We start from the raw sequence: 20,707 nt of genomic DNA, 5'->3' as shown, positions 1-20,707 counted from the left end.
TCTGTTACGATATTTTATTTTTATCCTTTAAAAAGGTAGGTCATCATCTGAAATTTCAACCGGCTTTGAAGGCTTGTTATTAGGAGCGCTTCCGCCAAACCCAGACTTTTTATTGTTCTCATTGCCACTTTCATTCTTAAGCTCATCTAGGTAAATCTCTCTTTCAGTCAATGCTTTTTTAATTGCATCTGCATTAAAAGCATTTTTGCTATCCTCGTCATATGGATCATTTCCACCTGTAATTAGGTACTCTCTTTTCGAATTAATAGTGATTTCTTTCTTGTCTTCGCCAAATGCTGCTGTTTTGGTCGTTACTTTTTGCTCTTTAAAGTTAATAATCTTTCCAAAAACGTTAACAGTAGACCCTTTTTCATAATTATTTTCAACGTATTGAGATCCTTCTTTTGTAACTACAAATTCAAACGGAATTACTTTCCCACCATATAAAGGAATATAACCATTTAAATTAACTCTGCCCGTTTCTTCACCTTTTACTTTTTCTTCGGTTACATTCTTTACAAACAGCTCAACATCAAATTCTGCTCTTGGATTGAATTCTTCATTGGCGTCCAGTCTATTTACAAAGTTAGTCGTTAACTGTGGATACGCCTTTAAAATCCCTTGAGAGTAATATTCATTCAATCCAATCTTTCCTTGGGTAATTCTCACTTTATCAGCTTGATCTCTCCCGTGTTCTGCAATGGACTTATAATCACTGATAATAGTTTGATACCCTTTGGCAATAGCATTATCTGTGCCATCAGCTTTCTTATATTTTGAAAAGCCCTTCACTGTATGTACTTCATTTGGCGCAACCTCAATGTCTAATTCAATATTTAACCCCTTGCCGCTTTTCCACTCAGTGTGTCTTACCTCAGCAAGTGTCCCCTCAATAGTTACAACATTTGATGCTTCACGTAATACTGTTTTATTTTCTGCCATTTAAATAATCAACCTCTTTCTTTTTCGTTTATATTTTATTTTTACTCTTAAAATGCCTATAATGAGACTTACTACTAAACTTACAATCCTTGATACCCAGTAGCTTGTTTAATTCTATGTATCTCTTTTTTGGAAAGTCCCAAGGTTCAGGATCACCTTTTACATTTTCTATCCTTATTACTGTTCCATGCCGAATTGTGATCTTTAAGTTTCCATATGAGTATGTTTTAGAAAAAAGACCTCTTTTAATTCCCTGTGGTTTAAATTCCTTTACCAACATCACATTCCTGGTTAATTTTCTCCTTGCTTGGTCTTCATCAATGTCGTAATTCCTTTTGACATCGTTTTTGTAGGTATGTAAAGCTTCAGCTGATACTTTCAGTATCTTTAATTCCTTTTTCATCTCTTTCCTCCTTTCTCTCTTTGGGATAACTTAATCTTACATCACCAAAACGAAACGGTCAATAACTATTTTATTTTTATTCTAAAAAGTTTTAATGAGTATCTTTATCAATTGCGGTACAGACTGCATCTGAAGAATGATTTTCTTGTTTCCACTCCCAACAGCGTAATTTTATAAAGTCATATCGAGAGTTAAGAAGCACCTTTGCTTAGGCGCTTCTGTATAACAAACTATCCTATACCCGAAATTCAGCTACGTATCTCTTATCTGATCCTTCATTACCGTAATCAGAAACTTTTGCAAAGTCCGTTGTGAAAGTTTCATCTGGGTACTCACGGATCATTTTTCTACATAGGTTAGACAGAGCTTCTTGCTTCGTTCTGCCATATTCATATACCAACACATTAAACACCCCTTAACATTATTATGAGAGAGCCTTTTCCTTCTCATCCTTAATGTACCCACTTAACGATATGACAAATCAAAACGAGTGAAAATTCTAAAATTAAACAACTTCACTCCATGACCACATGTTCATTGTTTGCAGCGTAAAACCGTCAGGAAGCTTTTTCATTTTTACATTTACATTATATCTTTTCCCAGTGGTCTTATGAATTACAGCAAGTTCTTCACCATCATAGAACCGCACAATTGCTTCATTAAATTCAATTGGCTGATCAACCACGTAACCTTCTTTGAGCGCTTTGATATACAGATAAGGATCTGTTTTATAAAGCTCATATAGTCTATTGCCAAAGTCTTCGTGTTTATCTCTAAGCAGATTAAAATTAATTAGGGATATGTACAGTTTTTCCGATATGTTTAGCTTGTTCTTGAAATACCGGATTGCTTCATCTTGTTCTTTACTTAAAATATTGGCCATATATCCATCTCCCAATCTTGTTAAAACTACAATTTTATTTAGACTACAATATCTCCTTCTGCTGTCTTCAGCGTCCCACTATCGAATGTGTTATGAATTAAGGTTGTATTCTTTGCTTTATCTGTGCAATACGGGTGAGATAATAACTTACCTCCAATTCCACGCGCATCGTTTCTGACGAGACGTACTTTGTCCGTATTCTCCAAATAAACACCATATCCTTGGTCTGTTGACCTGTTAAACATGATCTCATTATCCTTTAATATGTGTTCTGATCCACCAGTCAGTTGAATAGCGATTAATGCTTTACAGAAATAAATCTGATTCTCACTAATCTGACAACTGTACTTCTCAGGAGTGCCTTTAATTGCTACGTTCCTAGGCTCATGAATTTCATTTCGTTGCAGCGAGACGGAAGAGTCCTTATCCCAGAAAATGCCGTATCCACTTCCGTTTAACAATAAGTCATTCCCCTTTAAACGAACTGACTGAGACCTTTCGCAATAAATTCCACCGTACACATTTACAAATTCATTATTAATTAGACTGATCCGGGTAGAGTCCATTATCTTTACAGCGTATGCTGAGATTGTTCCTTTCCCTTTGTTGTTCACAACCCTTACATCATTTGAGTTTCTAACCTGGACTTGAATGCAGTCACTGTTCTCTATTCTGTTATCTGTGATTAATACATCTTCTGCCTGATGTGTTGCAATTGGACATGCCTTTATCCCTTCTAGAGTATTATTTGATATCGACACGCCTTTTCCTCTTGCGCAAATTCCTACTTCAAACCCTCTTACCGTATTGCCCTCAATTTGAACTCTGTTTCCGGATTCCGTACTTGAAACACCAACCGAGTCAATTCCGTATTTCTTAACCTCTGCATCATTGATTATCTTGTTGTTTTTAATGCTGACATCAGTGCTGAATCCGTAAGAAATAACGTTGTCACTGTAGTTCCCTTCAATAATTACTTGACCGCTTGTGTGAGCTGTAACGGATCCACGTCCGTTGTTTTTAAACCTGCAGTTTCGCACAGTTAATTTATACGGGTGATCATATTTAATTCCGTTTTCTCCAAAGCCCTCTAAATCAATTCCTAATTGCGGCCCAATTGTATCTCCCCCAGCTTCCTCTATATCACAGTCGTCTACAAGAAGACCTTCACAACCATTGGTAGCCAGATTATTTCTTCTCCCTCTCAAAAGAGTACACTTTCGAACGGTTACATTCTTTGAAGGCGTATATGTTCCTGAAGTATTCATCATTCCATCAGCTGCTATCCAAATGTTATCTCCAATACAGTCAGAGACTTGTACATTTTCAATTAACACATTACTGCTACCATGAATATGAATTCCGTATCCCCATTCATGTGTCCTTTTAATTGAAGTTACTTTTGAATAATCGTGTTCATACCGGTCACCTATAATTTGACCACCGCGAATCGTTACATTACTCGCTTGGCCGATATAGAAACAGGAATAGCCTTGAGAATCATTTGGCAACACCTTAAATATTGCCTCTGGATGAAGTACTAGCTCAATATTTGAAGGAACATTTATACCTCCGCCGAATTCAGGCAGCCGCCTTGATGTATTCACAGCATCAATTAGATAGGTACCTTTTGGAATATGTACTTTATAGAATGATTTTGAGCTTGCGTACTTTAAAGCTCGGTTTATCCCTTCTGTCGTTTCAATAGCATTTGACCCTTTATCATCAATTCCCCAATCCAGAGCATCAACAGAATAGTATAATGGCTGCTGCATGTTCATGTTGCCAAACCCTTCCCTTCTACATTCCCATTGATAAACCGTGACAGAGTGTCAATGAAGTTATAAAAGTTCTCATTTCTTGTGCCTGAGCGTCCTTTTAGAGAAAAGGTGTTAAACATTGATTTGCGCAGTCCAGTACTTAACTCAAGTTGAATGCTCTTTCCTGTTTTATTTTTATTGGCAATATTATTCGGGTTGCTACCAGATAGCCTTGTCCCTTCGTCAAGAAGCTCTGCAGAGTAACCAGCATTATTTAATGTACTTGTTATCGCTTCAGCTTTGTCTCGATCTGTGCCGCCAACTAAAACATGCCGGTCATTATTTGCATAACCGTGAAGTGACAGTGTGAACTCATGTTCCTTCAACATTTCAAGTGCTTGTGGTTCATCAAAATTCGTACTGGTTAAATGTAAATCAAATGCTCCTGGTGTCTTTAAAGCTTCAAAAAGATATGTAGAGTATGCTTCGCTTAATTCCTTAGCGAGCTCACTTGTTCCCCCTTCTATGCCACCTCCATGGGGAGCAAGAATTAATACATCAGTGTCTTGCTCTTTTGAGAATACGCTGAAACTGAACGGTGATTCATTCACTTTAAGCTCTTCAAAGTTTCGATACTTGTCTGCTGCTAGAGAACTTACTGGATTCAGAAATGAAGCTAGAGCTGTCACCAAGACTGGAAAAGTCTTCTTAACTGTGATACACTTTAATAGCTTCGTAGTGATACGATGCATGCAGAGTTGGGAGCGCCCGTCATAGCAAACCCTCTCTGCCTCTTCAATCTTTTTTAACATTTCCTCTATTCTGTTTTTAATCCTCAACAATTAATAACCACTCCTTTTTATTTTTGTTTTATTCTTAAAACTCAAATCACATAGGTAACTCACATTGTTATCACCCCCTTAAATAAAAAATTACTTTTATTCAAAAATCAATACGATTAATCAACTCCTTAAGGTAAAATATGAGTATCTCTCTTTGAAAGGATTGAGCTATTCGTGATTAAACTTTCTCCAGAAGAAATTGATGAAATCGCTAAAGAATGGGAAAACAAAGGTAATCCACCCTGTGATCATTCTCAAATAGGAAGAGAATATACACTTGGTGCTCATACTGATTACGCCTGTCTACAATGCGGTGAAAGACGTTACAATATTGAAGACTTCAGGAGATAGGGTATTTACCCTTCTCTTTAAATTATCGTTTTTATTCAGTTTCTTTTCTTACCCATTTTCTAACCTTAACTTCCTTAAGCTCAACTTCAAAACACTCAACCTGGTCATCGTATTCCCATGGTCTCTCCTCTTGTAACTCTGTAGCGCCTTCCCTGTAAGTTGTCTCATAAAACTTGTCTTGAAATGCAAACACAATACGATAATGAATACTCCACCTAGACGTATCAGTGATTTCTTCTAAAATTGAGGATTCAGGCAGCCCCAATTCATTTACCATGTAATCTTTGTCCAATTTAATTTTCATTCAAAATAACCCCTCTTCCTTTGCAGCATTCACATTCGACTAAGGGCTCATTGATTTTAGTCATCAGATCATCTAAAAATTTCTTAATATTACTCTTTAAATCTTCAACGTCATTACCACTAAAAGGCTCTACAATTGGATAGCTCTGATAGGCTTTGGGTGCAACATTGTAAATTTCAACCTCCCGCTTTGTTTGAAATCTTTTCTCAAGTTTAGGTTTTCTACGTTTGTACATTGCATTTAGATCAACTACGTACTCTTGAGGTTTGTAAAGCTCCAAAACTTTGACCACAGTTAAACAGAAATCATAATCACTCGTGATTCTTGCCAATTTAGGGTTAATATTGGCTTTAATATGGTCTCTGATAATCTTATAGCTTTCTTCTCGGGACAAGTAACACGGCTTTGTTTCAAGAAGCATTGGATGAGTTTGAATTCTATCTAGTAAGTTATAATTCAAGTTAAAATTATGGCTTTGCAACTTAAGTTCTCCGTCAATTTCTTCAATTACATTCATTTCAAACTCAATTTTTTGATTCTGTTGCGGGACTTCTTCAAATTTTAAATCATATAAACCCTTCACTTCATAGTATTCACTGTCTTCACCTATGTAAGAAGTTTTAATTACTTGTGGCGTCAAATCAGTTTCCTGGAACCCCTCTTTTAATTCATACCTTTGATTGATTTTTTTAGCAGGCATTTGTTTTTCAATAACACTTGGCTCCTTATCAAGCTTAAACCAGTCTGATTTATACGTTTCAGTTGCTCGTTTCCCATCGAAAAACAATTCATCTAATTGACTATGAAAATATTTCTTTCCTTCAATATTGTCAGACACCAAAAAACAGTTACTTGTTTTAATACCAATTAGCTTCATCAAATTTCCCCTTTTTAATTTTATTTTTATTCTTATAAATCAATTATGTAAGTCTCATACATGTCATCCCAATAAGGGTCTGTTCTTGCTATGTATTTCTTTGCTCTTCCATTTTCCTCAATCTTGAATGTTTGCCCCTTTTGGATATCCGTGAACTTCTTCTTTGTCCATATACCTCTAATCAACACTTCAACTTCTTTTACCTCAACTGTTTGCCGTTGCATCACATTCCTCCTTTTTGATTTTCGTGTATCAAGCCTGTACAATATTCAAAAAACCCTAAAGGATGATGAACATGTGTGGCAGGTTCACTTTATTTTCTGAGTTTGACGACATCATCGAACAGTTCAATATAGATCAATTTTTGTCTGAAGATGAATACCATCCAAGTTATAACGTTGCTCCTTCACAAAACATCCTTACAATCATCAACGACGGATCAAACAACCGTATGGGTAAGCTAAGATGGGGTCTTATTCCTCCCTGGTCTAAGGATGAAAAGATCGGATACAAAATGATCAATGCTCGCGCTGAAACATTGGCCGAGAAACCCAGCTTCAGAAAACCGCTTGTCAGCAAACGTTGCATCATCCCTGCGGACAGTTTTTATGAATGGAAACGTCTCGATCCGAAGACTAAGATTCCTATGCGGATTAAGCTCAAATCCTCCAATCTCTTTGCATTTGCCGGCTTATATGAAAAGTGGAATACACCTAAAGGTAATCCGCTATACACCTGCACAATCATTACTACAAAGCCCAATGAGCTTATGGAGGACATACATGATCGTATGCCTGTTATTCTTACTGATGAGAATGAAAAGGAATGGCTAAATCCCAAAAACACCGATCCGGATTATCTTCAAAGTCTTCTGCTGCCGTATGACTCTGATGACATGGAAGCTTATCAAGTTTCATCTTTAGTGAACTCACCTAAAAACAATTCACCTGAGCTGATTGAATCCCATTAAGTACCACTGCCATATCGCTTTATATATCACCTTCGCTTAGCTAATATGTTATAAGTAGGAGGTGATATTTTGTTTGTATCGCCAATGTTATTGCATTCAATAAAAGAGCCATTTGACGACGAGAACTATTTCACTGAGCTCAAATTTGACGGAATCAGACTCATCCTTTCAAAATTTGATAATCAGATTAAGCTATATACTCGTCACAACAATGAAGTAACAAGCAAGTTCCCAGAACTCTTGGATCTCGATATACCCAATGGAACTGTTTTAGATGGTGAAATTATTGTTGCTGCCCCAGGCGGTGCTCCTGATTTCGAGGCTGTAATGGAACGCTTTATGTCTAAGAAATCAGCCCATAAGGTGGTTTACTGTGTATTCGATGTAATTTATATTGATGGGCATTCAATCGCTAATAAGCCGCTCACTGAACGTAAAAACATGCTTTTAAATCTTAACCTTGATCACGATAATGTATATGTTATTGAGGGCCTGCAAGGAAAAGGGTTAGCTTACTTTAATCTAGCCAAAGAAAAGCATCTTGAAGGAATCGTACTAAAGAAAGCTAACTCCCCTTATGAAATCAATAAACGTTCCCACAGCTGGCTGAAAGTGATTAACTATGATTACACAGATGTCCTTATCACTGGCTACACCAAAGAGGATATAAAATTTCTTCTGTCTTATCCTGATGGTACGGCAGCTGGATTTATGGAATTCATGCCGAACGCAGAACGAAGTAAGTTCCACTCTATGAAACATGTAAAGTCTGAATCTGATGAATATGTATTTATAGAACCGATCTTATGTAAGGTTAAGCACAGATTTAAGACTAAGCATGGTAAACTCCGCATACCTTCCTTTGAATCCTGGAGAGTCTAATCTCTCCGTTACATAATTCCTTAATGTCTCTTTCTTAACAAAATTCAAAATCTATTACATTAACACTTTAAGTTAGTTCTATTCCATCTCAATCCACTTATAATATTTCCCTATATGACAATCAAAGCGCCAACCATCCTCAATGACTTTCGTATGACTATTCTTATATTTCGAGTGATTTAATAACACCCTAGGAGAAAACATTATTCTCTGCCAATTAAATAATTCTTTCATTTTTCATACCCCTTTCCTTGTGAATTTTCACTTTTGATAACAATGTTATCTTTACAGTTCGTTCAATTAAATATTCTGCATTGCAATAATCGCATTTTACTCTAAATTCAAGAGATGGCTCATAAACAATGGTTTCTCCACAAATCTCACAAGGAAAAACATCTTCATTAATTCTCCCCATAAATAAATCACATCCTTTAAAATAACTATTTTATTTTTATTCTTTAATAATCACCAAATATCATAGCCCACAAAATCATTTAGAATATTCGTCATTTATTCTCCTCCTCCATTTCCATATCCGCTATGGGAACTACTTCCGAATAACCCGAGGGAAACGACTAATGCTGTTATAAACGACGACAGTATAAGGGGAATCAAAAATACTGCCAAGCCGGTATAGTTACCCGACTCAAATGTAATAAGCTGTGTGATCGAATATGCGAAAAAGAAAACATATGCCCCGTACGTAATCCAAAACCGCAATTATTCACCCTCCAATCGTTTTAATGCTTCATTGTTTTCGTATATAGTTTCGTTAATCAATACTCTACGAGCTTTCTCCTTCGTAGTTATCCGGAATGTACAGTCGTCTCTCCCATACATCTCGCAATAAACAACGTAATCGCGGAATAGGTCGTTCATATACTCGATGTCGCCGCATCCGTACAACTTACCGTTCAGAAAGCACGCATATATTTGCCCCATATGCTCCACCTCAATTTTCTTCATGTTTTTTTCAATTCTTTTTGATTTTCATATTGCTTTTCACTCTTTTATTAATAGAGGCATGTCTTACGCATGTCATCTAAGAGAGATAGGACATTCTTGGGAGGTGAAAGGTAATGAAATTTCTAATGGATCTATTCACAAATTGGACTTTTGATAAAGTCATGGATTACATGCTAGCTGCTGTAATTTGGTTTGTATTCAAGTCCAAGACAAAGCAGAATGAGTATCCCGATGACTTTGAGGAAAGAAGGCGTTATAGAGATTGATATTCTCTCTATGATCGATATCTATATGGTTACTGCTTTAGATAGCGATCTTCTAGGAGTTTAATTTAAATTCAACACCCAAAAAGTCACATAGCTCTTCCTTAAAATCCGGTTCTCCAAATGTTCCATTCAACAACCTGTGTTCTAAAACATTGAGAGTAACCTCTTCAGGTTCCCACTGATCTTCTAAACCGTGGCATGAACAGTGGGAACCATTAACCTCGAACAATTTCCCTTCCTCTTCAAATAGAACCCAAGCGTGCCCTTCACAAATGTCACCATCATAAGAGGCAAACAGAATGTTTACATCAGTTTCTTTTTCTTCAAAGTCTGACAAAACGTCAACCTTTTCTTTTCCTTCCCATTCGTTCAGGAGTACTGATTTTTGATTAATGATTTCTTCAAATTTTTTCATTGTTACTCCCCCCATTTTCACTTTGAAAACTATCTTTTAATTAGATATCGTTATTGAACTCCAATCAAACGTTTCGAGAATTTTAAGCAGCCGCTCTACTTTCGGTGCCCTCCAAGCTGTCATTGCGTAAGTATGAGCTTCTGAAGTGTAGTGATGCCTATTTAATTTGATATGAGCCTTCGCTTCTGCTTTGGTCAAAAACATTGTATCCGGCCGTACAATATGAACCTTTCTTTCTGGAATTAATTCTGCTTCTTCATCAATGTATTTTTGAATCCACTCAATAGGATCATCAAAGTCATCCTTTTTCAACTCTGTTAAAGCTTCCTTAGAGAGCTCACTATCTTCTTTTAAATCTTCTAAATAATCATCTAAAACATATGCTTCTGCAATATATGGCAGGTATACAGAATACCGTTCTGCGTTTTCTTCTCGAACTTCGACCCATTCATAATCGCCAACTGTCCAGAAACGCGGTGCAGCTTGACAGTCGCTGTCTTGATTTTTCAACTCTTGCTGAAGTTCTTTTAAAAACTGAATATCTTGATTCATTCGCTTCCTCCTATCTGTTTAAAATCACGATTTCATTCAGTCCCACTGCCTGATGATCTTAAATCCCTTCTCTATATATAAGCAACGCTGTATTATGAGTTCGACCTGTATTTATTGAATTATATTTGATATCAATAACTTCAATCTTTTTTGATTCCGCTCTTATAAAACCGTTTATTAGTCTATCAATTTCAACCCATTCACCATTGCAATATTCATCTTGGAATATCCTTGTTTTAATCATTGTTTAAACCCTTTCTTTAATGAACTTTTTTCGTTTAACTTTCGGAAAACATATTAATCTACTAACATTAATAACTCATCGACTTCATAATTATATTCACCGTATTCACCAGAGTCCCATTCAACGCCTACAGAACCTTGATTTGTCGTCCACAATATAATTCCCATCTCTCCATCTTCATGCCACCTTACTCGCTTCCCTTTCTGATAACCAAGCATGTTTCCACCCCTTTCTTGAGAAAGCATTTTAATTTAACTTTAATGTGGATCACCTTGAGAAAATCCCCTTTAATTGGTAAACTCATACCTAACTTACATACGAGTGGGTGATTCCTTGAATAAAACAATCGGTATTACTGGATTAATCATCAGCATAGTAGTGCAATCATTTTCGGCCGATGATTCGTTATCCCACAGGATTGCTACGGGTTTGTTATTTGTATCAATAATGATTTATAATTTTGAACACGCTAAAGATTATTCTAAAAAGTCACTTGTAATTTTAGGAGTTTCCTTTATTGCTTTTATGCTAGGGATTTATAAAATCCTCTCTATTACCAGCGATTACTTTGAAAAGCTTAATGTGAATTTTGGATACATCCTCTTATTTGAAATAGCATTGATTATTGCATTAGTGTCGATTGCGGTAAACGTAATGAAGTACATTGCGAACCGGTTAAGGAAAACACCTGATGGTAAAGAGCTTTGACTCTTTGCCTTTTTTAAGCTAAATACTTCTTCTTATGTGGTCTTCTATGTACAAAATCAAATGCGATATCAACTTTTTCCGTTTCCTTCTCATTTGCTACTCGTTCCGTAACAACAATCAGTTGTCCATTTTCCTGGTGATCAATGCTATGGACTGAATATCCTTTAGCAGCGTAATATTCACCAATAATCTCATCAACGTGATTGCTAAGCAGATTCCTCTTTATCACCCTTATAACCTCCATTTATTTTATTTTTACTCTTTAAGAATTTATATGTATTCCATCCACAGCCATCAGATATGCTTATATCCGCTCCAAGATGCCACTTAAACCAAACTAAGTTAAACCAGGCTGTATCAATTATGTATTTGATGTATCCTATGCTAACGACATCCTTTCAACTAATTTTTCAATGAATTCTTCTTTTCTTTATCAATATCTTTCTTAAGCATATCCTCAATCTCCTCCAATTTATCAACCACTTCAAATGTAAATTCATCATCATTGGTATAGCGAATCTGATCACTTGCTTTCTTTACAAGCTCAAGCGCAACTTGTCTCGGATCTTTATAGTTCTCACTCAAATTCCCACCTCATTTCATTGAAATAATCCTTTTAAACAAATACCAACTCTGGCTCTTTATCCTCTTCATATCGTTTATAGCCAATAAAGTAATTCTCATCTGTTTTATAGATAAATGGTGAAATCCAATCAATAAAATTCTCAATTTCATTATTATAGTTTTTTAGATTGCATCTAATTGTTGCATAATACCCATCTACTAGAGTATCCCTTACAATTTCACTGTGGGTTTTGCCATCAAAATAATAACTATCAGATTGAAGCATGAATCGCCACCTGTTCCCTTCAAGAAACAGCTTATGCTCTGGAAGCTCATTTGGTTGTTCATCTCGTTGACCAGTCATAAACTCTAAAATTTCAATTATGCAACTTGGTGTTTCCTTAATAAGTTCAAAAGCACATACCAATTCTGTATACATCCCCATTAATACATCTCCCTCTCTTTAAAACAGTCTTTTTATTGAAAATATTTATCTGATGTGCAGGCCATTTCTTCCTCGCCTAAATAGTTTTTTATTTCATTTAAGCTATAAATGACCTTATTGAATTTACTCCTAATGTGCAGTGCAAATTCAACTGATGAATCGGACATCCCTAATTCCTTTAGATTTGTGTCTAATTCTTTAAAGTAACCTTGTAACTTTACGTTCACTGAAAACTCTCCTTTTTTTGTTGAATTCTTATTAAAGCTCAATTTTATTCAATTTCTTCAGAAAAATGCTCTTCTTGAATTACAGATTCTCCCCTAGTGTTCACTATTCCAATTTGTAAAAGAGAAGGTGAGTATGACCAAGACTCTCTTTCCATCCCAAGCAACGAAGATAATTTTTCAATTTTCGCATTTGCCTTTGCTTCAATTTCTTTCTCCATCCTCATGTGAACATAATCTCTATGTTTTGCATGGTACTCGATTCTTTCTTCACATAATCTAAGCTCTTCTTTGGCCTCTGAAAGCAAGAAGTTTAATGCAACTTGTTCCTGTGTTTGATATCTTCTCATATAGCTCCTCTTTCCATTAAAATTTTACTTTTAATCTAATTTCCTCATATCATCCCTCTGTTTAATATAGCTTTTGAAATATTCCCAATCCTGATCAATCTCCTTAATGTTAAGTTCAATGAAATCCTCTGCCTTTTTTCCATCTATAATGTTACTTACAGAAAGTTGGAACATCATCTCAATTTTCGCGATTCTCTCAGCAAGATTTCGAGAGTACTCTTTTGCTCTATTTAAGCGCCCTTGACTTAAACCGTGTTTTGTTTCCATACAGTTCCCTCCCTATCAAAAAATTTTGCTAAATATATAGTGTTGACCTTTAAATCCATAGGTATCACTGAATAGCATATTACCGTACCTATCATCATTGTCTGACCAATGTTTTAGTCTGTCGAGCTTATTACGACTCATCAATAACGAAAAAGTTGCTTTCCTTAGCCATGTCGTAATCTTGCTTATCTCGAATATAAGCGATAAATTTTTCGTCAACAGCCCCAAATTCCAGAACCTCAACGTAAACCGGTTGATAATCGTCCCCTTCAATGCTTACTTTTCCGCCGTTTGCAACCGCTTCTTTATAGGCACGTTCAATCCCATACTCATCCTCAATAAACAACGCTGCGTAATCTCCGTCTCCGTAAACGTTAATAATTTTCATCGTTTTACCTCCCGTTAATTTGTATTCAAGCGCTTTTTTCAAATCATTCTTTTCCCAATTTCATTACTCCCCCTTGAGATACTTTAAAATGCATCTTTTATTCACTTCTTTGTAGCATAGCTTTCAAAGAATTCTTCAATTGATCTAAGGTAACGGTATTTATTTGGATCTTCCGGATTTCTGAATCTTTTCGATAGCACCAATGACCAATTAAACATCAACGGTGAAAACCTCGCCCATTTGCTAAAGCTTAACTGAAGACCTTTCCACTCTCTTCCCGCTAATTCTGCTAATTTCAGAATTTGATCTTCTTTTAAATTCACTTCTTCTTCAAACATCACTTGAATTTCTTCGTATGGTTTATGCCCAAAACAACAGTGGCGTGTTTTTAATCCAATCTTGAAATTTAAAATATCAATTAAATTGATCATTTGTGTATCAAGCTCATCATAGGGAATACCATTTGCAATGAATTTTTCTCTTTGGTTTGTTTTCACATTAACCTCCAATAACAGTTACACCTCCTGGCCACTCCACGCTTCAAATTTCTCTATAGCAGCCTTTTGTTTATTTTCATGATTAATTTGCTCCTGAACGGAATTTTCGTATGTAATGACTTCATTGATTGCCATCTCTATGTAATTGTAATCCCACTTTGCCTCGAAATAACTAGGTGCTGACCCCCCTTCTGCTGTGAGACACTTAAACTTTTCTTTCCCGAATAAACCGCGTACCTTTTTATATAAAGAGACCCTGACAAAGCCTTTTGAGTATCTATCACTGTAAATACTTACGGCATACTCATTACCTTCAACCGAAGTCACGGGATATTTGTGTAAGTGAAATTCGCTCATTCCGCACCCTCCTTCACTATATAACCTTTTAAAATTGCCTGATTCAGATCATCAGCATACATACTATTCAGTGGTTCAAACAATCCAGTCCACGGTTCGACGTCACCATTATTGATGACAAATTGTTTCCCTACAAATTGAAGGCGCGCAAATTCTTTTTTGTCCCCATTTGTTAAGTCGTTCACTCTCTGAGGGTCATTATCAGCCATTCTTAAATAAAAATTCTTACCTTCCTCAATTGCTCGTGCCTGTGCTTTTGTGACTTCAACCTTATCGCTTGTTTTAATTGTGATTTTGTTCACTCCATAACCTCCTTAATAACCCGATTACTCCTTCTATCTGCAAAAATGTTTGTTTGGTATTCCTGTAACTGATTTTCAATAGTTTCCACAGAAGCTAAAGGGAAAGCAGTTTTTTCCCACAATATAAAATCACACTGCTTATCATTGGCATCGGGAAAGTAATTCCTCACTAAATCTATCCACGTCATTCTGAACCCTCCTTTGCTTTTATAAGATTTTTATCACTCCATTGAAAAATTTCTTTCAACTTGTTTACGGGGTTACTGAATACCATTCGATAACCGTTAATAAGAGTGAGGCGCGTTTGGCCACCAGGTTGCTCTTCAATAGCTACTATATCCTCATTGGTAAACTCGAGTTCAATTCCACCTCTAAATCCAACTTTGAATTTTTTAAATCCATTTTGCATCATTATTCCTCCCTCGTTTCAAAACTCAATAAAACTTACATTTTATTTTTATCCTTAATATATTCATGCTGATTCACAACATCACGAAGTATGTATTGTATTTCCTCTAAATTGTCTTTAACAAAGTCCAGGTCTCCTATTGCCATTCTGATTTCATTATTCTCTATGCTGCGCAAAGATCTTTCGCATGATGCTAAGAGCTTTTCATATTTCCTTAAAACCATAGTTCTTATTTGATCGTTAATTTGTTCATTAATCAATAATTAAAGCTATCTCCTTTCCTTATTCTAATTCGATTATATAACCCCAACCAAATGTTGTAAACAATTATTTTATTTTTACTCTTAAAAATTTCAAAAAAATCAGCTTTACTCATACTGTAAAGCTGCTGTCTTCATAAACGTCTTCATGCCGTCTAGTTTCCAAAGAGTTTCATTTATTTTGTCTCTAAATTCTAAAACTGAAGCATGATCCATTCTAATCCTCAAACAATCCCCATTGTTTTTAAAAATAATGTCTATGTAGTACTCTCCACTTTGGATGTTCTTAGAACCAACACTCATGGAAACTGATCTCATAATGTCTTTCAAGTCAATTTCAAGATTAAAATCCATTGTATGCTCCAGTCTGACTAAAAAGTCACCAATTTTTTATGTCTCATGATGACTGACAAGATGTGTATGTATTTTTACTTCGATGATAACAATTGTGAAGATTTATAATCCTCATTTTCAAACGAATCGTCTATTTCTTCGGCATAAGAGGTTGTTAATTCAGCATCCTCTGTACACATAATATCTACATCAAATAGTGCCTCATATTTTTCATGATCTTTTTGAAGAAACCCCATTTTTCCTGTTTTATTTCTCAATTTCTTTTTAATTGATTGATATGCGAACAAAAGTGCTTCCTCTTCATTCTTGGCTTTTATTCTGCCGAAAAAAGGTATGCACAGCTCCCCTTGAATGAAATAATCCTTTTCTGACATACGTTTCCCTCTCTCTGGTAGTAATTAACCGAACCTACGTTCCCTTTTTTGTTGACTTAATTATAACCTTTTACCTAGTTAGTGGCAAATCTTTTTTCTTTCATTTAAAAACTTGGAAAGAATTGATATAGTATGATAAGCAATACTATATCAGGAGGTTGTCCGATGCTTGAGGTTGAAATCGGACAATGTTTGATATCCATTCTCCTTGAACGTAGAGGAATGTCCCTAGGGCAACTTTCGAACCTAACAGGCATCAGTAAGCAAAGGTTAAGTGATTACGCTAATGGCGTTAGACCTTCTATGAATATAAAAACAGCGAGAATCATTGCAATTGCCCTAAACTGTTCGATTGAAGACCTCTATGAATGGAAAATCAAACATTGACTTAATCGCTAGGGAGTTTGACCTAGCGAACCTCCTTGTACCCTTTTTAGTGTATAGAACTATTTTACTGCATATGTACAAATTTGTCTCTGTCTAACTTTGTCGAATTCTGAAAAATATGAACAAAATCCTGATATTTTTTTAAAAATATCACGAGTTAATTCACATTGTTTTTATTTTTACTCTAAAAGTTATGTAAAGTTAATCCCTGTAACAGGGATTAAGAATTAGTCTCAATTACTTCAGACTTGATACAATATTTTTCTAAGTTCTCCATATTCACTACTTTCCTCAGTGATTGTGAATTAAACTCCGCGTCTTCATTCAGGAATCCATATTGTCGAGTTATTTTCTTATAATCAGGTACTTTTAATTCACCCTTCTCTTTGTATATCTCATACGCCATGTTGAGCTTTCCTGAGTTGATAAGATTCTTAGGTGAAAAGAAGGGTTCTTCTAAAAATTTTTGAAACTGACTAAAAGAACGGTGAATTAAAAATTTGTCAGCTTTCATACTCTGATTAGAACTCTTATATTTTAACCTAAAAATATTTTCGCTTTTAACTAATGTAGCAAATTTGTTTTTAAGTCCACTCTCTGGCGAACCATTGCTAAGATGATATGTTGTTTGATCATTAGCGCGCTTAAGCAACTCATAACATTTGTCGCTTACAGTAATTATTCTTACACCGTGTTTATCATCTACAAGCTTTACCTTGTTATCATCAAGTAAATCGTCACCTGTTAAATTCAGTAACTCTGAATGCTGATAACCATCTATGCCTTCATAAATAGCCTGTATCATCGCTTTATCCTGATCATTAACCATAAAATCAACATATTCTTCTACTTCTTTATTGGTGAATAGTGTTTTTTTGTTTTTATCTATAAACTGCTTTAAGTCCCCATCCTGTATCTGATACACTTTGTTGATGTTACTGTTTGCCAAGCCATTTTCCATTGCCCAGGTTGTGTATTGTCCAATTACAGCTCTTGCTCCTCTTAGTGAATCTATAGATTTGCTATCTAAATCTAAAAATAACGTACGCAGCTCTTCCAAAGAAAAATTAAATATGTCTTTTTGAAGTATTTTTTCTGTAGCTGAGAAATCCCTTAGCCTTAGCCAATAATGGTTTCTTGTTGCTTCACTTTCGTATTTCTCTAAAAACTTTTCCTTCAATTCAGCATTATACATTTCACTCATATTAAATTCTCCTTTAGGCTTTAAACAACAGCAATTTCATCATAAAATATTCGCTTAAGTTTCTTCTTCATAACATTCTTTAGTTGATTTTCATTATTTTGTCTTCCTAATTCTTCAAACACTCTTCCGCTTTTACTAAAGTCAATCGTATTAAGGATATTTTCAAGCTTGTTTAGTTCTACATTGTTTTCCTTCATCTTCTTGGCCAAATAAACATAACCGTAAAACATTACGTTATGATTAATGTATGATTGCTTTCTAATGGACGATAAATCATCTTCAAGAAATTCATCTGGGAAGGCATAAAAAAGGTTATCGAAAAAGTCTACCAGGTATTTCGCAATTTTCAACGCATCTTTTCGAGATTTCAACTCAAATGCATCGTCTATAGCTTCTGATAAAGTATAATATGTCACAAGAAAATTGCTATCGATACCAATTTCACTTTGTGGGCTTATTTTATTTTTAAGTTCACTTTTAAATTTCAGCTGCTCGACAACGGTTGAAGAATACCGTTTTTGTCCCAATTCTTCAATTCTGGATTTTTCAACTGGGTTTATGGTATTCATTTGAGCAAAGTGAACCTTAGCCTTTTCTTCATCGTAATTGAGCACATTTAAAATGAATGGTTGATCTAATTCAGGGACTTCAGCAATGGCCTTAACAATACCTGAAATTCGATGATATCCATCAAGAGCATCTAATAAGGTTCCTCGTGTTACAGTGAGGGATTGGTCGCTTGGATCATATTCAACTTCTTCATCACCATCAGATGTTCCAAGACGAGCGTTAAAAGTTAACATTGATACAATTAAATCGCCTTTAATAAACAATTCTTTGATCTCATCAACTGATTTAGGGTTTGTTTTAGGTACAGGAATAAGGCTACCCTTAATGTACTTTCCTTCACGCTGAGTGTTGTAATTGTACTGCAGGATGGAGCTATTATATAACTCACTCAGTTCTTTGGCAGTAATGGAAGTGACATAGTTATCCTCTTTAATTTTAATCACATTTTTAAACTTGTATGGAAGCTTAACTACTTCTTCACCGGCGAATACTCTCCCACCTTCAAGCTCTTTTGCCAATCTGGTTGGAAAATAATTTGACGGATCTAAAGCTTGCGCCCCAAGAATTGAATACATCTCTTTTGAAACAATGTACACTTCTTTTTCGTTTAAACGTTGTACGTTGTTATCATTATTATTTAAAATTTCTTGGATATAACCAGGGAGTGCCTTGTATTTGTCCGCCATTGTGGCTTTTAATTCCTTCACCATATTGGGATCATTTTTAATATCATTAAGATTTTCCTCTATTTCAGTTTTTAACTTATAAAGTTTATCCGTTGTCAACAAAACTTCAGACACATTATCACCTCACATAATCATATTAAATTTATCATTATTTTCATAAGCAAGTAAAGCTTTTATATGATTATTTGTATCACTTGTTCAAAAACATTTTAAGTTTATTCTGTATATACATGTCTGATTTTAAAAAGAATTCTTTATATTGCTCTAAAGTAACATCTTCTAAAAAGGACATGTCTTCTTTTTGATCAACCAAAACCCCTGGATCTTGAGAATAATCCCTTTCATTGACTAAATAATGGTCATTTAAAGTATTGATATTACTGTGGCCAGAGAACGCTGCCACTTTTTTAATATCACCATTAACGCTGTAAGAAAAGTTTGTTGCAGTATTGCGTAAACTATGCGGAGTTATCTTTCTTTCTTTGGGAATGCCCATAACTCTACATACGCGATTCCACATATCCTGTATTGAATCAACTGTTAACTTATGAAATAAAAGCTCATGTTCCCCATACTCTTGCTTTAACAGCAACAACTCTTCATAAAAAGCAGTGGAAATCCCAACTGGCCTAGCCTTTTTTTGCTTAGTTTTTTTAAAGGTGACGAGATAGCATTGGTGCTTTTCTGAATAAGTAATATCATCCCACCCAACTCTAAGCACCTCTGATTTACGCCCACCAGTACGTGCACTAAACAAAATAAACATCTTTTTCATTAATCTGTTCTGACGCTCAGTAACATAAGCTGCCTCAGCAAACTCATCAGCTTCCGATATTCCTTCAAAAGACCCTGCTGGGTTCTTTTCTGTTGGAAGAGGTCTAAAATTAAATACAGATGAATCACACTCATGTTCAGATTCAAGGTACTTAATCATACTTTTCAGTGCGGCAATCTTATTGTTAATTGTTGAATTGGAGTTACTTTTATTTTTAGCCAAATGGGTTCGATAATCATACAGGTCACTCTTCTTAATCGCCAGGTCACTCTCAGTTAAATATTCAATATCCTTGGCAGCATAGTGGTTGAAAAACTCTCTTATATGCCTCTCATACGTGGCTCTAGTATTAGACTTTTCAATTTCTCCAGTTTCTCGATCCCTGTTTCTTAAATCTAATTCATCAAACCACCTATTTATGTTGTTGTATATTGAATAATCCCTTAGTGTTGACGCTTTCTTTTGAGCTTCCATAATGACACCTCATATCATTTTTTTCATTAAGTATTGATCAAATTCTTTCCACGCAACAATCCATTCAGTTTCACCTTGAATATTACTCAGCAGCATTATATTGGCGTTACAGATTTCCATTTGCTTTAACATGTCGTATTCTTTAAGAGCGTTAATTAAGATGCCCGTATTCATTTTATCACACCTAATTTATTTTTATTCTATAATAAAATTCAGTTTAGGACATTTACCCTCTCATCCTTGCAGACGTTTATAATTGGCATCCCCGTCAGTTCCTCATACAACTCCTCTTCGAACCCAACCCATTCATCACTTGTCGCTTCTCTTCGTAAGAACTCATTATAAGCAACTGCTATCTCAGGCTGCTCTAGAAACTTCAAAACGATCATATGCTTTTTCCAAACTTTAGCCTTGTTTTCTTCTGTATAATATTTATTATTCATTTTATTTTTACT

37 protein-coding genes and 1 pseudogene are annotated in these 20,707 nt (G+C 35.2%); 6 read left to right on the top strand and 32 right to left on the bottom strand.

All coding sequences use genetic code 11. The annotated features are described in order from the left end of the window. Window positions 1-27: 27 nt before the first annotated feature. The 5 genes from BGM27_RS09170 to BGM27_RS09150 all read right to left on the bottom strand — a co-directional run bounded on the left by BGM27_RS09170 (window position 28) and on the right by BGM27_RS09150 (window position 4,830). A complete protein-coding gene (locus BGM27_RS09170) occupies window positions 28-942 on the bottom strand; it encodes a hypothetical protein (protein ID WP_020954100.1) in 915 nt (304 codons plus the stop codon). Window positions 943-970: 28 nt separating this feature from the next. After that, on the bottom strand, window positions 971-1,345 hold the full coding sequence (locus tag BGM27_RS09165) for a hypothetical protein (RefSeq protein WP_020954101.1): 375 nt from the start codon (window positions 1,343-1,345) through the stop codon (window positions 971-973). 505 nt (window positions 1,346-1,850) lie between these two features. After that, on the bottom strand, window positions 1,851-2,228 hold the full coding sequence (locus tag BGM27_RS09160; protein ID WP_020954103.1) for a hypothetical protein: 378 nt from the start codon (window positions 2,226-2,228) through the stop codon (window positions 1,851-1,853). A 38-nt stretch (window positions 2,229-2,266) separates the two neighbouring features. Further along, window positions 2,267-4,009 carry a right-handed parallel beta-helix repeat-containing protein gene (locus BGM27_RS09155; RefSeq protein WP_020954104.1) on the bottom strand — a complete coding sequence of 581 codons (1,743 nt, stop codon included), beginning with the start codon at window positions 4,007-4,009 and terminating at the stop codon, window positions 2,267-2,269. Next, complete coding sequence (locus tag BGM27_RS09150) at window positions 4,006-4,830, bottom strand: poly-gamma-glutamate hydrolase family protein (RefSeq protein ID WP_020954105.1); 825 nt, start codon at window positions 4,828-4,830, stop codon at window positions 4,006-4,008. Before BGM27_RS09150 ends, BGM27_RS09155 begins: the two co-directional genes overlap by 4 nt. A 174-nt stretch (window positions 4,831-5,004) precedes the next feature. On the opposite strand from BGM27_RS09150, the gene BGM27_RS09145 reads away from it, so the two are divergent. Next, window positions 5,005-5,181 (top strand): hypothetical protein, encoded by a 177-nt coding sequence (locus BGM27_RS09145; protein ID WP_020954106.1) that lies wholly within the window; start codon window positions 5,005-5,007, stop codon window positions 5,179-5,181. 31 nt (window positions 5,182-5,212) lie between these two features. Here the strand turns inward: BGM27_RS09145 and BGM27_RS09140 are convergent, their stop codons facing one another. From BGM27_RS09140 to BGM27_RS09130, 3 genes and pseudogenes are all read right to left on the bottom strand, one after another. Next, window positions 5,213-5,485 (bottom strand): hypothetical protein, encoded by a 273-nt coding sequence (locus BGM27_RS09140; RefSeq protein WP_020954107.1) that lies wholly within the window; start codon window positions 5,483-5,485, stop codon window positions 5,213-5,215. Further along, a complete protein-coding gene (locus BGM27_RS09135) occupies window positions 5,475-6,362 on the bottom strand; it encodes a hypothetical protein (RefSeq protein ID WP_020954108.1) in 888 nt (295 codons plus the stop codon). The genes BGM27_RS09140 and BGM27_RS09135 overlap by 11 nt, the downstream gene beginning before the upstream one ends. After that, window positions 6,343-6,586 (bottom strand): annotated as a pseudogene (locus BGM27_RS09130) (hypothetical protein). The gene BGM27_RS09135 and the pseudogene BGM27_RS09130 overlap by 20 nt, the downstream one beginning before the upstream one ends. Window positions 6,587-6,657: 71 nt before the next feature. On the opposite strand from BGM27_RS09130, the gene BGM27_RS09125 reads away from it, so the two are divergent. Then, window positions 6,658-7,332: an SOS response-associated peptidase gene (locus BGM27_RS09125; protein WP_020954110.1), complete on the top strand. Its 675-nt coding sequence runs from the start codon at window positions 6,658-6,660 to the stop codon at window positions 7,330-7,332. A 69-nt stretch (window positions 7,333-7,401) separates the two neighbouring features. Continuing rightward, window positions 7,402-8,214, top strand: a complete 813-nt coding sequence (locus tag BGM27_RS09120) for an ATP-dependent DNA ligase (RefSeq protein ID WP_020954111.1) — start codon at window positions 7,402-7,404, stop codon at window positions 8,212-8,214. 217 nt (window positions 8,215-8,431) lie between these two features. Here BGM27_RS09120 and BGM27_RS09115 read toward each other — a convergent pair whose 3' ends face one another. Further along, window positions 8,432-8,629 carry a hypothetical protein gene (locus tag BGM27_RS09115; protein WP_014470184.1) on the bottom strand — a complete coding sequence of 66 codons (198 nt, stop codon included), beginning with the start codon at window positions 8,627-8,629 and terminating at the stop codon, window positions 8,432-8,434. A 664-nt stretch (window positions 8,630-9,293) separates the two neighbouring features. On the opposite strand from BGM27_RS09115, the gene BGM27_RS20885 reads away from it, so the two are divergent. Further along, a complete protein-coding gene (locus BGM27_RS20885; protein ID WP_372712310.1) occupies window positions 9,294-9,446 on the top strand; it encodes a hypothetical protein in 153 nt (50 codons plus the stop codon). A 52-nt stretch (window positions 9,447-9,498) separates the two neighbouring features. Here BGM27_RS20885 and BGM27_RS09110 read toward each other — a convergent pair whose 3' ends face one another. From BGM27_RS09110 to BGM27_RS09100, 3 genes are all read right to left on the bottom strand, one after another. Next, entirely contained in the window at window positions 9,499-9,861 is a 363-nt protein-coding gene (locus BGM27_RS09110; RefSeq protein WP_020954112.1) for a hypothetical protein, read from the bottom strand. A 36-nt stretch (window positions 9,862-9,897) separates the two neighbouring features. Beyond that, complete coding sequence (locus BGM27_RS09105) at window positions 9,898-10,413, bottom strand: hypothetical protein (protein ID WP_020954113.1); 516 nt, start codon at window positions 10,411-10,413, stop codon at window positions 9,898-9,900. A 297-nt stretch (window positions 10,414-10,710) separates the two neighbouring features. Next, the gene (locus BGM27_RS09100) at window positions 10,711-10,875 is read right to left on the bottom strand and encodes a hypothetical protein (RefSeq protein ID WP_020954114.1); all 165 of its coding nucleotides are present in this window, start codon (window positions 10,873-10,875) and stop codon (window positions 10,711-10,713) included. Window positions 10,876-10,990: 115 nt separating this feature from the next. On the opposite strand from BGM27_RS09100, the gene BGM27_RS09095 reads away from it, so the two are divergent. Continuing rightward, a complete protein-coding gene (locus BGM27_RS09095) occupies window positions 10,991-11,365 on the top strand; it encodes a YoqO family protein (protein ID WP_020954115.1) in 375 nt (124 codons plus the stop codon). A gap of 13 nt (window positions 11,366-11,378) precedes the next feature. Here BGM27_RS09095 and BGM27_RS09090 read toward each other — a convergent pair whose 3' ends face one another. The 15 genes from BGM27_RS09090 to BGM27_RS09020 form a co-directional block, all read right to left on the bottom strand. Then, a complete protein-coding gene (locus tag BGM27_RS09090) occupies window positions 11,379-11,609 on the bottom strand; it encodes a hypothetical protein (protein WP_157870239.1) in 231 nt (76 codons plus the stop codon). Between the two features lie 158 nt (window positions 11,610-11,767). Continuing rightward, entirely contained in the window at window positions 11,768-11,950 is a 183-nt protein-coding gene (locus tag BGM27_RS09085; RefSeq protein ID WP_020954117.1) for a hypothetical protein, read from the bottom strand. Between the two features lie 31 nt (window positions 11,951-11,981). Then, complete coding sequence (locus tag BGM27_RS09080; RefSeq protein WP_020954118.1) at window positions 11,982-12,374, bottom strand: hypothetical protein; 393 nt, start codon at window positions 12,372-12,374, stop codon at window positions 11,982-11,984. Window positions 12,375-12,406: 32 nt separating this feature from the next. Beyond that, window positions 12,407-12,601, bottom strand: coding sequence for a hypothetical protein (locus BGM27_RS09075; RefSeq protein ID WP_020954119.1), 195 nt, complete (start codon window positions 12,599-12,601; stop codon window positions 12,407-12,409). A gap of 44 nt (window positions 12,602-12,645) precedes the next feature. After that, a complete protein-coding gene (locus tag BGM27_RS09070) occupies window positions 12,646-12,948 on the bottom strand; it encodes a hypothetical protein (protein WP_020954120.1) in 303 nt (100 codons plus the stop codon). Between the two features lie 30 nt (window positions 12,949-12,978). After that, entirely contained in the window at window positions 12,979-13,215 is a 237-nt protein-coding gene (locus BGM27_RS09065) for a hypothetical protein (protein WP_020954121.1), read from the bottom strand. Window positions 13,216-13,345: 130 nt separating this feature from the next. Then, the gene (locus tag BGM27_RS09060) at window positions 13,346-13,603 is read right to left on the bottom strand and encodes a hypothetical protein (protein WP_020954122.1); all 258 of its coding nucleotides are present in this window, start codon (window positions 13,601-13,603) and stop codon (window positions 13,346-13,348) included. A gap of 101 nt (window positions 13,604-13,704) precedes the next feature. Then, window positions 13,705-14,112: a hypothetical protein gene (locus tag BGM27_RS09055; protein ID WP_020954123.1), complete on the bottom strand. Its 408-nt coding sequence runs from the start codon at window positions 14,110-14,112 to the stop codon at window positions 13,705-13,707. A 6-nt stretch (window positions 14,113-14,118) separates the two neighbouring features. Next, window positions 14,119-14,457, bottom strand: coding sequence for a hypothetical protein (locus tag BGM27_RS09050; RefSeq protein WP_020954124.1), 339 nt, complete (start codon window positions 14,455-14,457; stop codon window positions 14,119-14,121). Then, window positions 14,454-14,759: a hypothetical protein gene (locus BGM27_RS09045; protein WP_020954125.1), complete on the bottom strand. Its 306-nt coding sequence runs from the start codon at window positions 14,757-14,759 to the stop codon at window positions 14,454-14,456. The genes BGM27_RS09050 and BGM27_RS09045 overlap by 4 nt, the downstream gene beginning before the upstream one ends. Beyond that, the gene (locus BGM27_RS09040; protein ID WP_020954126.1) at window positions 14,756-14,947 is read right to left on the bottom strand and encodes a hypothetical protein; all 192 of its coding nucleotides are present in this window, start codon (window positions 14,945-14,947) and stop codon (window positions 14,756-14,758) included. The genes BGM27_RS09045 and BGM27_RS09040 overlap by 4 nt, the downstream gene beginning before the upstream one ends. Further along, window positions 14,944-15,171 carry a hypothetical protein gene (locus BGM27_RS09035; RefSeq protein ID WP_157870241.1) on the bottom strand — a complete coding sequence of 76 codons (228 nt, stop codon included), beginning with the start codon at window positions 15,169-15,171 and terminating at the stop codon, window positions 14,944-14,946. Before BGM27_RS09035 ends, BGM27_RS09040 begins: the two co-directional genes overlap by 4 nt. Window positions 15,172-15,203: 32 nt before the next feature. Further along, on the bottom strand, window positions 15,204-15,428 hold the full coding sequence (locus tag BGM27_RS09030) for a hypothetical protein (RefSeq protein WP_020954127.1): 225 nt from the start codon (window positions 15,426-15,428) through the stop codon (window positions 15,204-15,206). Between the two features lie 108 nt (window positions 15,429-15,536). Beyond that, complete coding sequence (locus BGM27_RS09025; protein ID WP_020954128.1) at window positions 15,537-15,782, bottom strand: hypothetical protein; 246 nt, start codon at window positions 15,780-15,782, stop codon at window positions 15,537-15,539. 74 nt (window positions 15,783-15,856) lie between these two features. Further along, window positions 15,857-16,156 carry a hypothetical protein gene (locus BGM27_RS09020; protein WP_020954129.1) on the bottom strand — a complete coding sequence of 100 codons (300 nt, stop codon included), beginning with the start codon at window positions 16,154-16,156 and terminating at the stop codon, window positions 15,857-15,859. Between the two features lie 165 nt (window positions 16,157-16,321). On the opposite strand from BGM27_RS09020, the gene BGM27_RS09015 reads away from it, so the two are divergent. After that, window positions 16,322-16,543, top strand: a complete 222-nt coding sequence (locus BGM27_RS09015) for a helix-turn-helix domain-containing protein (RefSeq protein ID WP_021493552.1) — start codon at window positions 16,322-16,324, stop codon at window positions 16,541-16,543. Window positions 16,544-16,763: 220 nt separating this feature from the next. Here the strand turns inward: BGM27_RS09015 and BGM27_RS09010 are convergent, their stop codons facing one another. The 5 genes from BGM27_RS09010 to BGM27_RS08990 form a co-directional block, all read right to left on the bottom strand. After that, window positions 16,764-17,747, bottom strand: a complete 984-nt coding sequence (locus BGM27_RS09010; protein WP_020954130.1) for a phage lytic cycle repressor MrpR family protein — start codon at window positions 17,745-17,747, stop codon at window positions 16,764-16,766. 20 nt (window positions 17,748-17,767) lie between these two features. Next, the gene (locus tag BGM27_RS09005; RefSeq protein WP_020954131.1) at window positions 17,768-19,117 is read right to left on the bottom strand and encodes a DNA sulfur modification protein DndB; all 1,350 of its coding nucleotides are present in this window, start codon (window positions 19,115-19,117) and stop codon (window positions 17,768-17,770) included. A 76-nt stretch (window positions 19,118-19,193) separates the two neighbouring features. Then, complete coding sequence (locus tag BGM27_RS09000) at window positions 19,194-20,252, bottom strand: tyrosine-type recombinase/integrase (RefSeq protein WP_020954132.1); 1,059 nt, start codon at window positions 20,250-20,252, stop codon at window positions 19,194-19,196. A 9-nt stretch (window positions 20,253-20,261) separates the two neighbouring features. Continuing rightward, window positions 20,262-20,426 carry a hypothetical protein gene (locus BGM27_RS08995; RefSeq protein ID WP_020954133.1) on the bottom strand — a complete coding sequence of 55 codons (165 nt, stop codon included), beginning with the start codon at window positions 20,424-20,426 and terminating at the stop codon, window positions 20,262-20,264. Window positions 20,427-20,464: 38 nt separating this feature from the next. Further along, window positions 20,465-20,695 carry a hypothetical protein gene (locus BGM27_RS08990; RefSeq protein WP_014471999.1) on the bottom strand — a complete coding sequence of 77 codons (231 nt, stop codon included), beginning with the start codon at window positions 20,693-20,695 and terminating at the stop codon, window positions 20,465-20,467. Window positions 20,696-20,707: the final 12 nt, after the last annotated feature.

The sequence above is a fragment of the Bacillus sp. FJAT-27001 genome, from assembly GCF_019039175.1.
Taxonomy (GTDB): Bacteria; Bacillota; Bacilli; order Bacillales; family Bacillaceae; genus Bacillus; species Bacillus velezensis.
The sequence above is the reverse complement of the archived record's forward strand: the minus strand, read 5'-3'. Positions and strand labels throughout refer to the sequence as shown.

Bases quoted from the DNA above. Each gene is read 5' to 3' on its own strand.
- BGM27_RS09170 (WP_020954100.1), bottom strand. From the start codon at position 942: ATGGCAGAAAATAAAACAGTATTACGTGAAGCATCAAATGTTGTAACT.
- BGM27_RS09165 (WP_020954101.1), bottom strand. From the start codon at position 1,345: ATGAAAAAGGAATTAAAGATACTGAAAGTATCAGCTGAAGCTTTACAT.
- BGM27_RS09160 (WP_020954103.1), bottom strand. From the start codon at position 2,228: ATGGCCAATATTTTAAGTAAAGAACAAGATGAAGCAATCCGGTATTTC.
- BGM27_RS09155 (WP_020954104.1), bottom strand. From the start codon at position 4,009: ATGAACATGCAGCAGCCATTATACTATTCTGTTGATGCTCTGGATTGG.
- BGM27_RS09140 (WP_020954107.1), bottom strand. From the start codon at position 5,485: ATGAAAATTAAATTGGACAAAGATTACATGGTAAATGAATTGGGGCTG.
- BGM27_RS09135 (WP_020954108.1), bottom strand. From the start codon at position 6,362: ATGAAGCTAATTGGTATTAAAACAAGTAACTGTTTTTTGGTGTCTGAC.
- BGM27_RS09125 (WP_020954110.1), top strand. From the start codon at position 6,658: ATGTGTGGCAGGTTCACTTTATTTTCTGAGTTTGACGACATCATCGAA.
- BGM27_RS09115 (WP_014470184.1), bottom strand. From the start codon at position 8,629: ATGGGGAGAATTAATGAAGATGTTTTTCCTTGTGAGATTTGTGGAGAA.
- BGM27_RS20885 (WP_372712310.1), top strand. From the start codon at position 9,294: ATGAAATTTCTAATGGATCTATTCACAAATTGGACTTTTGATAAAGTC.
- BGM27_RS09110 (WP_020954112.1), bottom strand. From the start codon at position 9,861: ATGAAAAAATTTGAAGAAATCATTAATCAAAAATCAGTACTCCTGAAC.
- BGM27_RS09105 (WP_020954113.1), bottom strand. From the start codon at position 10,413: ATGAATCAAGATATTCAGTTTTTAAAAGAACTTCAGCAAGAGTTGAAA.
- BGM27_RS09100 (WP_020954114.1), bottom strand. From the start codon at position 10,875: ATGCTTGGTTATCAGAAAGGGAAGCGAGTAAGGTGGCATGAAGATGGA.
- BGM27_RS09090 (WP_157870239.1), bottom strand. From the start codon at position 11,609: ATGGAGGTTATAAGGGTGATAAAGAGGAATCTGCTTAGCAATCACGTT.
- BGM27_RS09080 (WP_020954118.1), bottom strand. From the start codon at position 12,374: ATGGGGATGTATACAGAATTGGTATGTGCTTTTGAACTTATTAAGGAA.
- BGM27_RS09070 (WP_020954120.1), bottom strand. From the start codon at position 12,948: ATGAGAAGATATCAAACACAGGAACAAGTTGCATTAAACTTCTTGCTT.
- BGM27_RS09065 (WP_020954121.1), bottom strand. From the start codon at position 13,215: ATGGAAACAAAACACGGTTTAAGTCAAGGGCGCTTAAATAGAGCAAAA.
- BGM27_RS09060 (WP_020954122.1), bottom strand. From the start codon at position 13,603: ATGAAAATTATTAACGTTTACGGAGACGGAGATTACGCAGCGTTGTTT.
- BGM27_RS09050 (WP_020954124.1), bottom strand. From the start codon at position 14,457: ATGAGCGAATTTCACTTACACAAATATCCCGTGACTTCGGTTGAAGGT.
- BGM27_RS09040 (WP_020954126.1), bottom strand. From the start codon at position 14,947: ATGACGTGGATAGATTTAGTGAGGAATTACTTTCCCGATGCCAATGAT.
- BGM27_RS09035 (WP_157870241.1), bottom strand. From the start codon at position 15,171: ATGATGCAAAATGGATTTAAAAAATTCAAAGTTGGATTTAGAGGTGGA.
- BGM27_RS09025 (WP_020954128.1), bottom strand. From the start codon at position 15,782: ATGGATTTTAATCTTGAAATTGACTTGAAAGACATTATGAGATCAGTT.
- BGM27_RS09020 (WP_020954129.1), bottom strand. From the start codon at position 16,156: ATGTCAGAAAAGGATTATTTCATTCAAGGGGAGCTGTGCATACCTTTT.
- BGM27_RS09015 (WP_021493552.1), top strand. From the start codon at position 16,322: ATGCTTGAGGTTGAAATCGGACAATGTTTGATATCCATTCTCCTTGAA.
- BGM27_RS09010 (WP_020954130.1), bottom strand. From the start codon at position 17,747: ATGAGTGAAATGTATAATGCTGAATTGAAGGAAAAGTTTTTAGAGAAA.
- BGM27_RS09000 (WP_020954132.1), bottom strand. From the start codon at position 20,252: ATGGAAGCTCAAAAGAAAGCGTCAACACTAAGGGATTATTCAATATAC.
- BGM27_RS08995 (WP_020954133.1), bottom strand. From the start codon at position 20,426: ATGAATACGGGCATCTTAATTAACGCTCTTAAAGAATACGACATGTTA.
- BGM27_RS08990 (WP_014471999.1), bottom strand. From the start codon at position 20,695: ATGAATAATAAATATTATACAGAAGAAAACAAGGCTAAAGTTTGGAAA.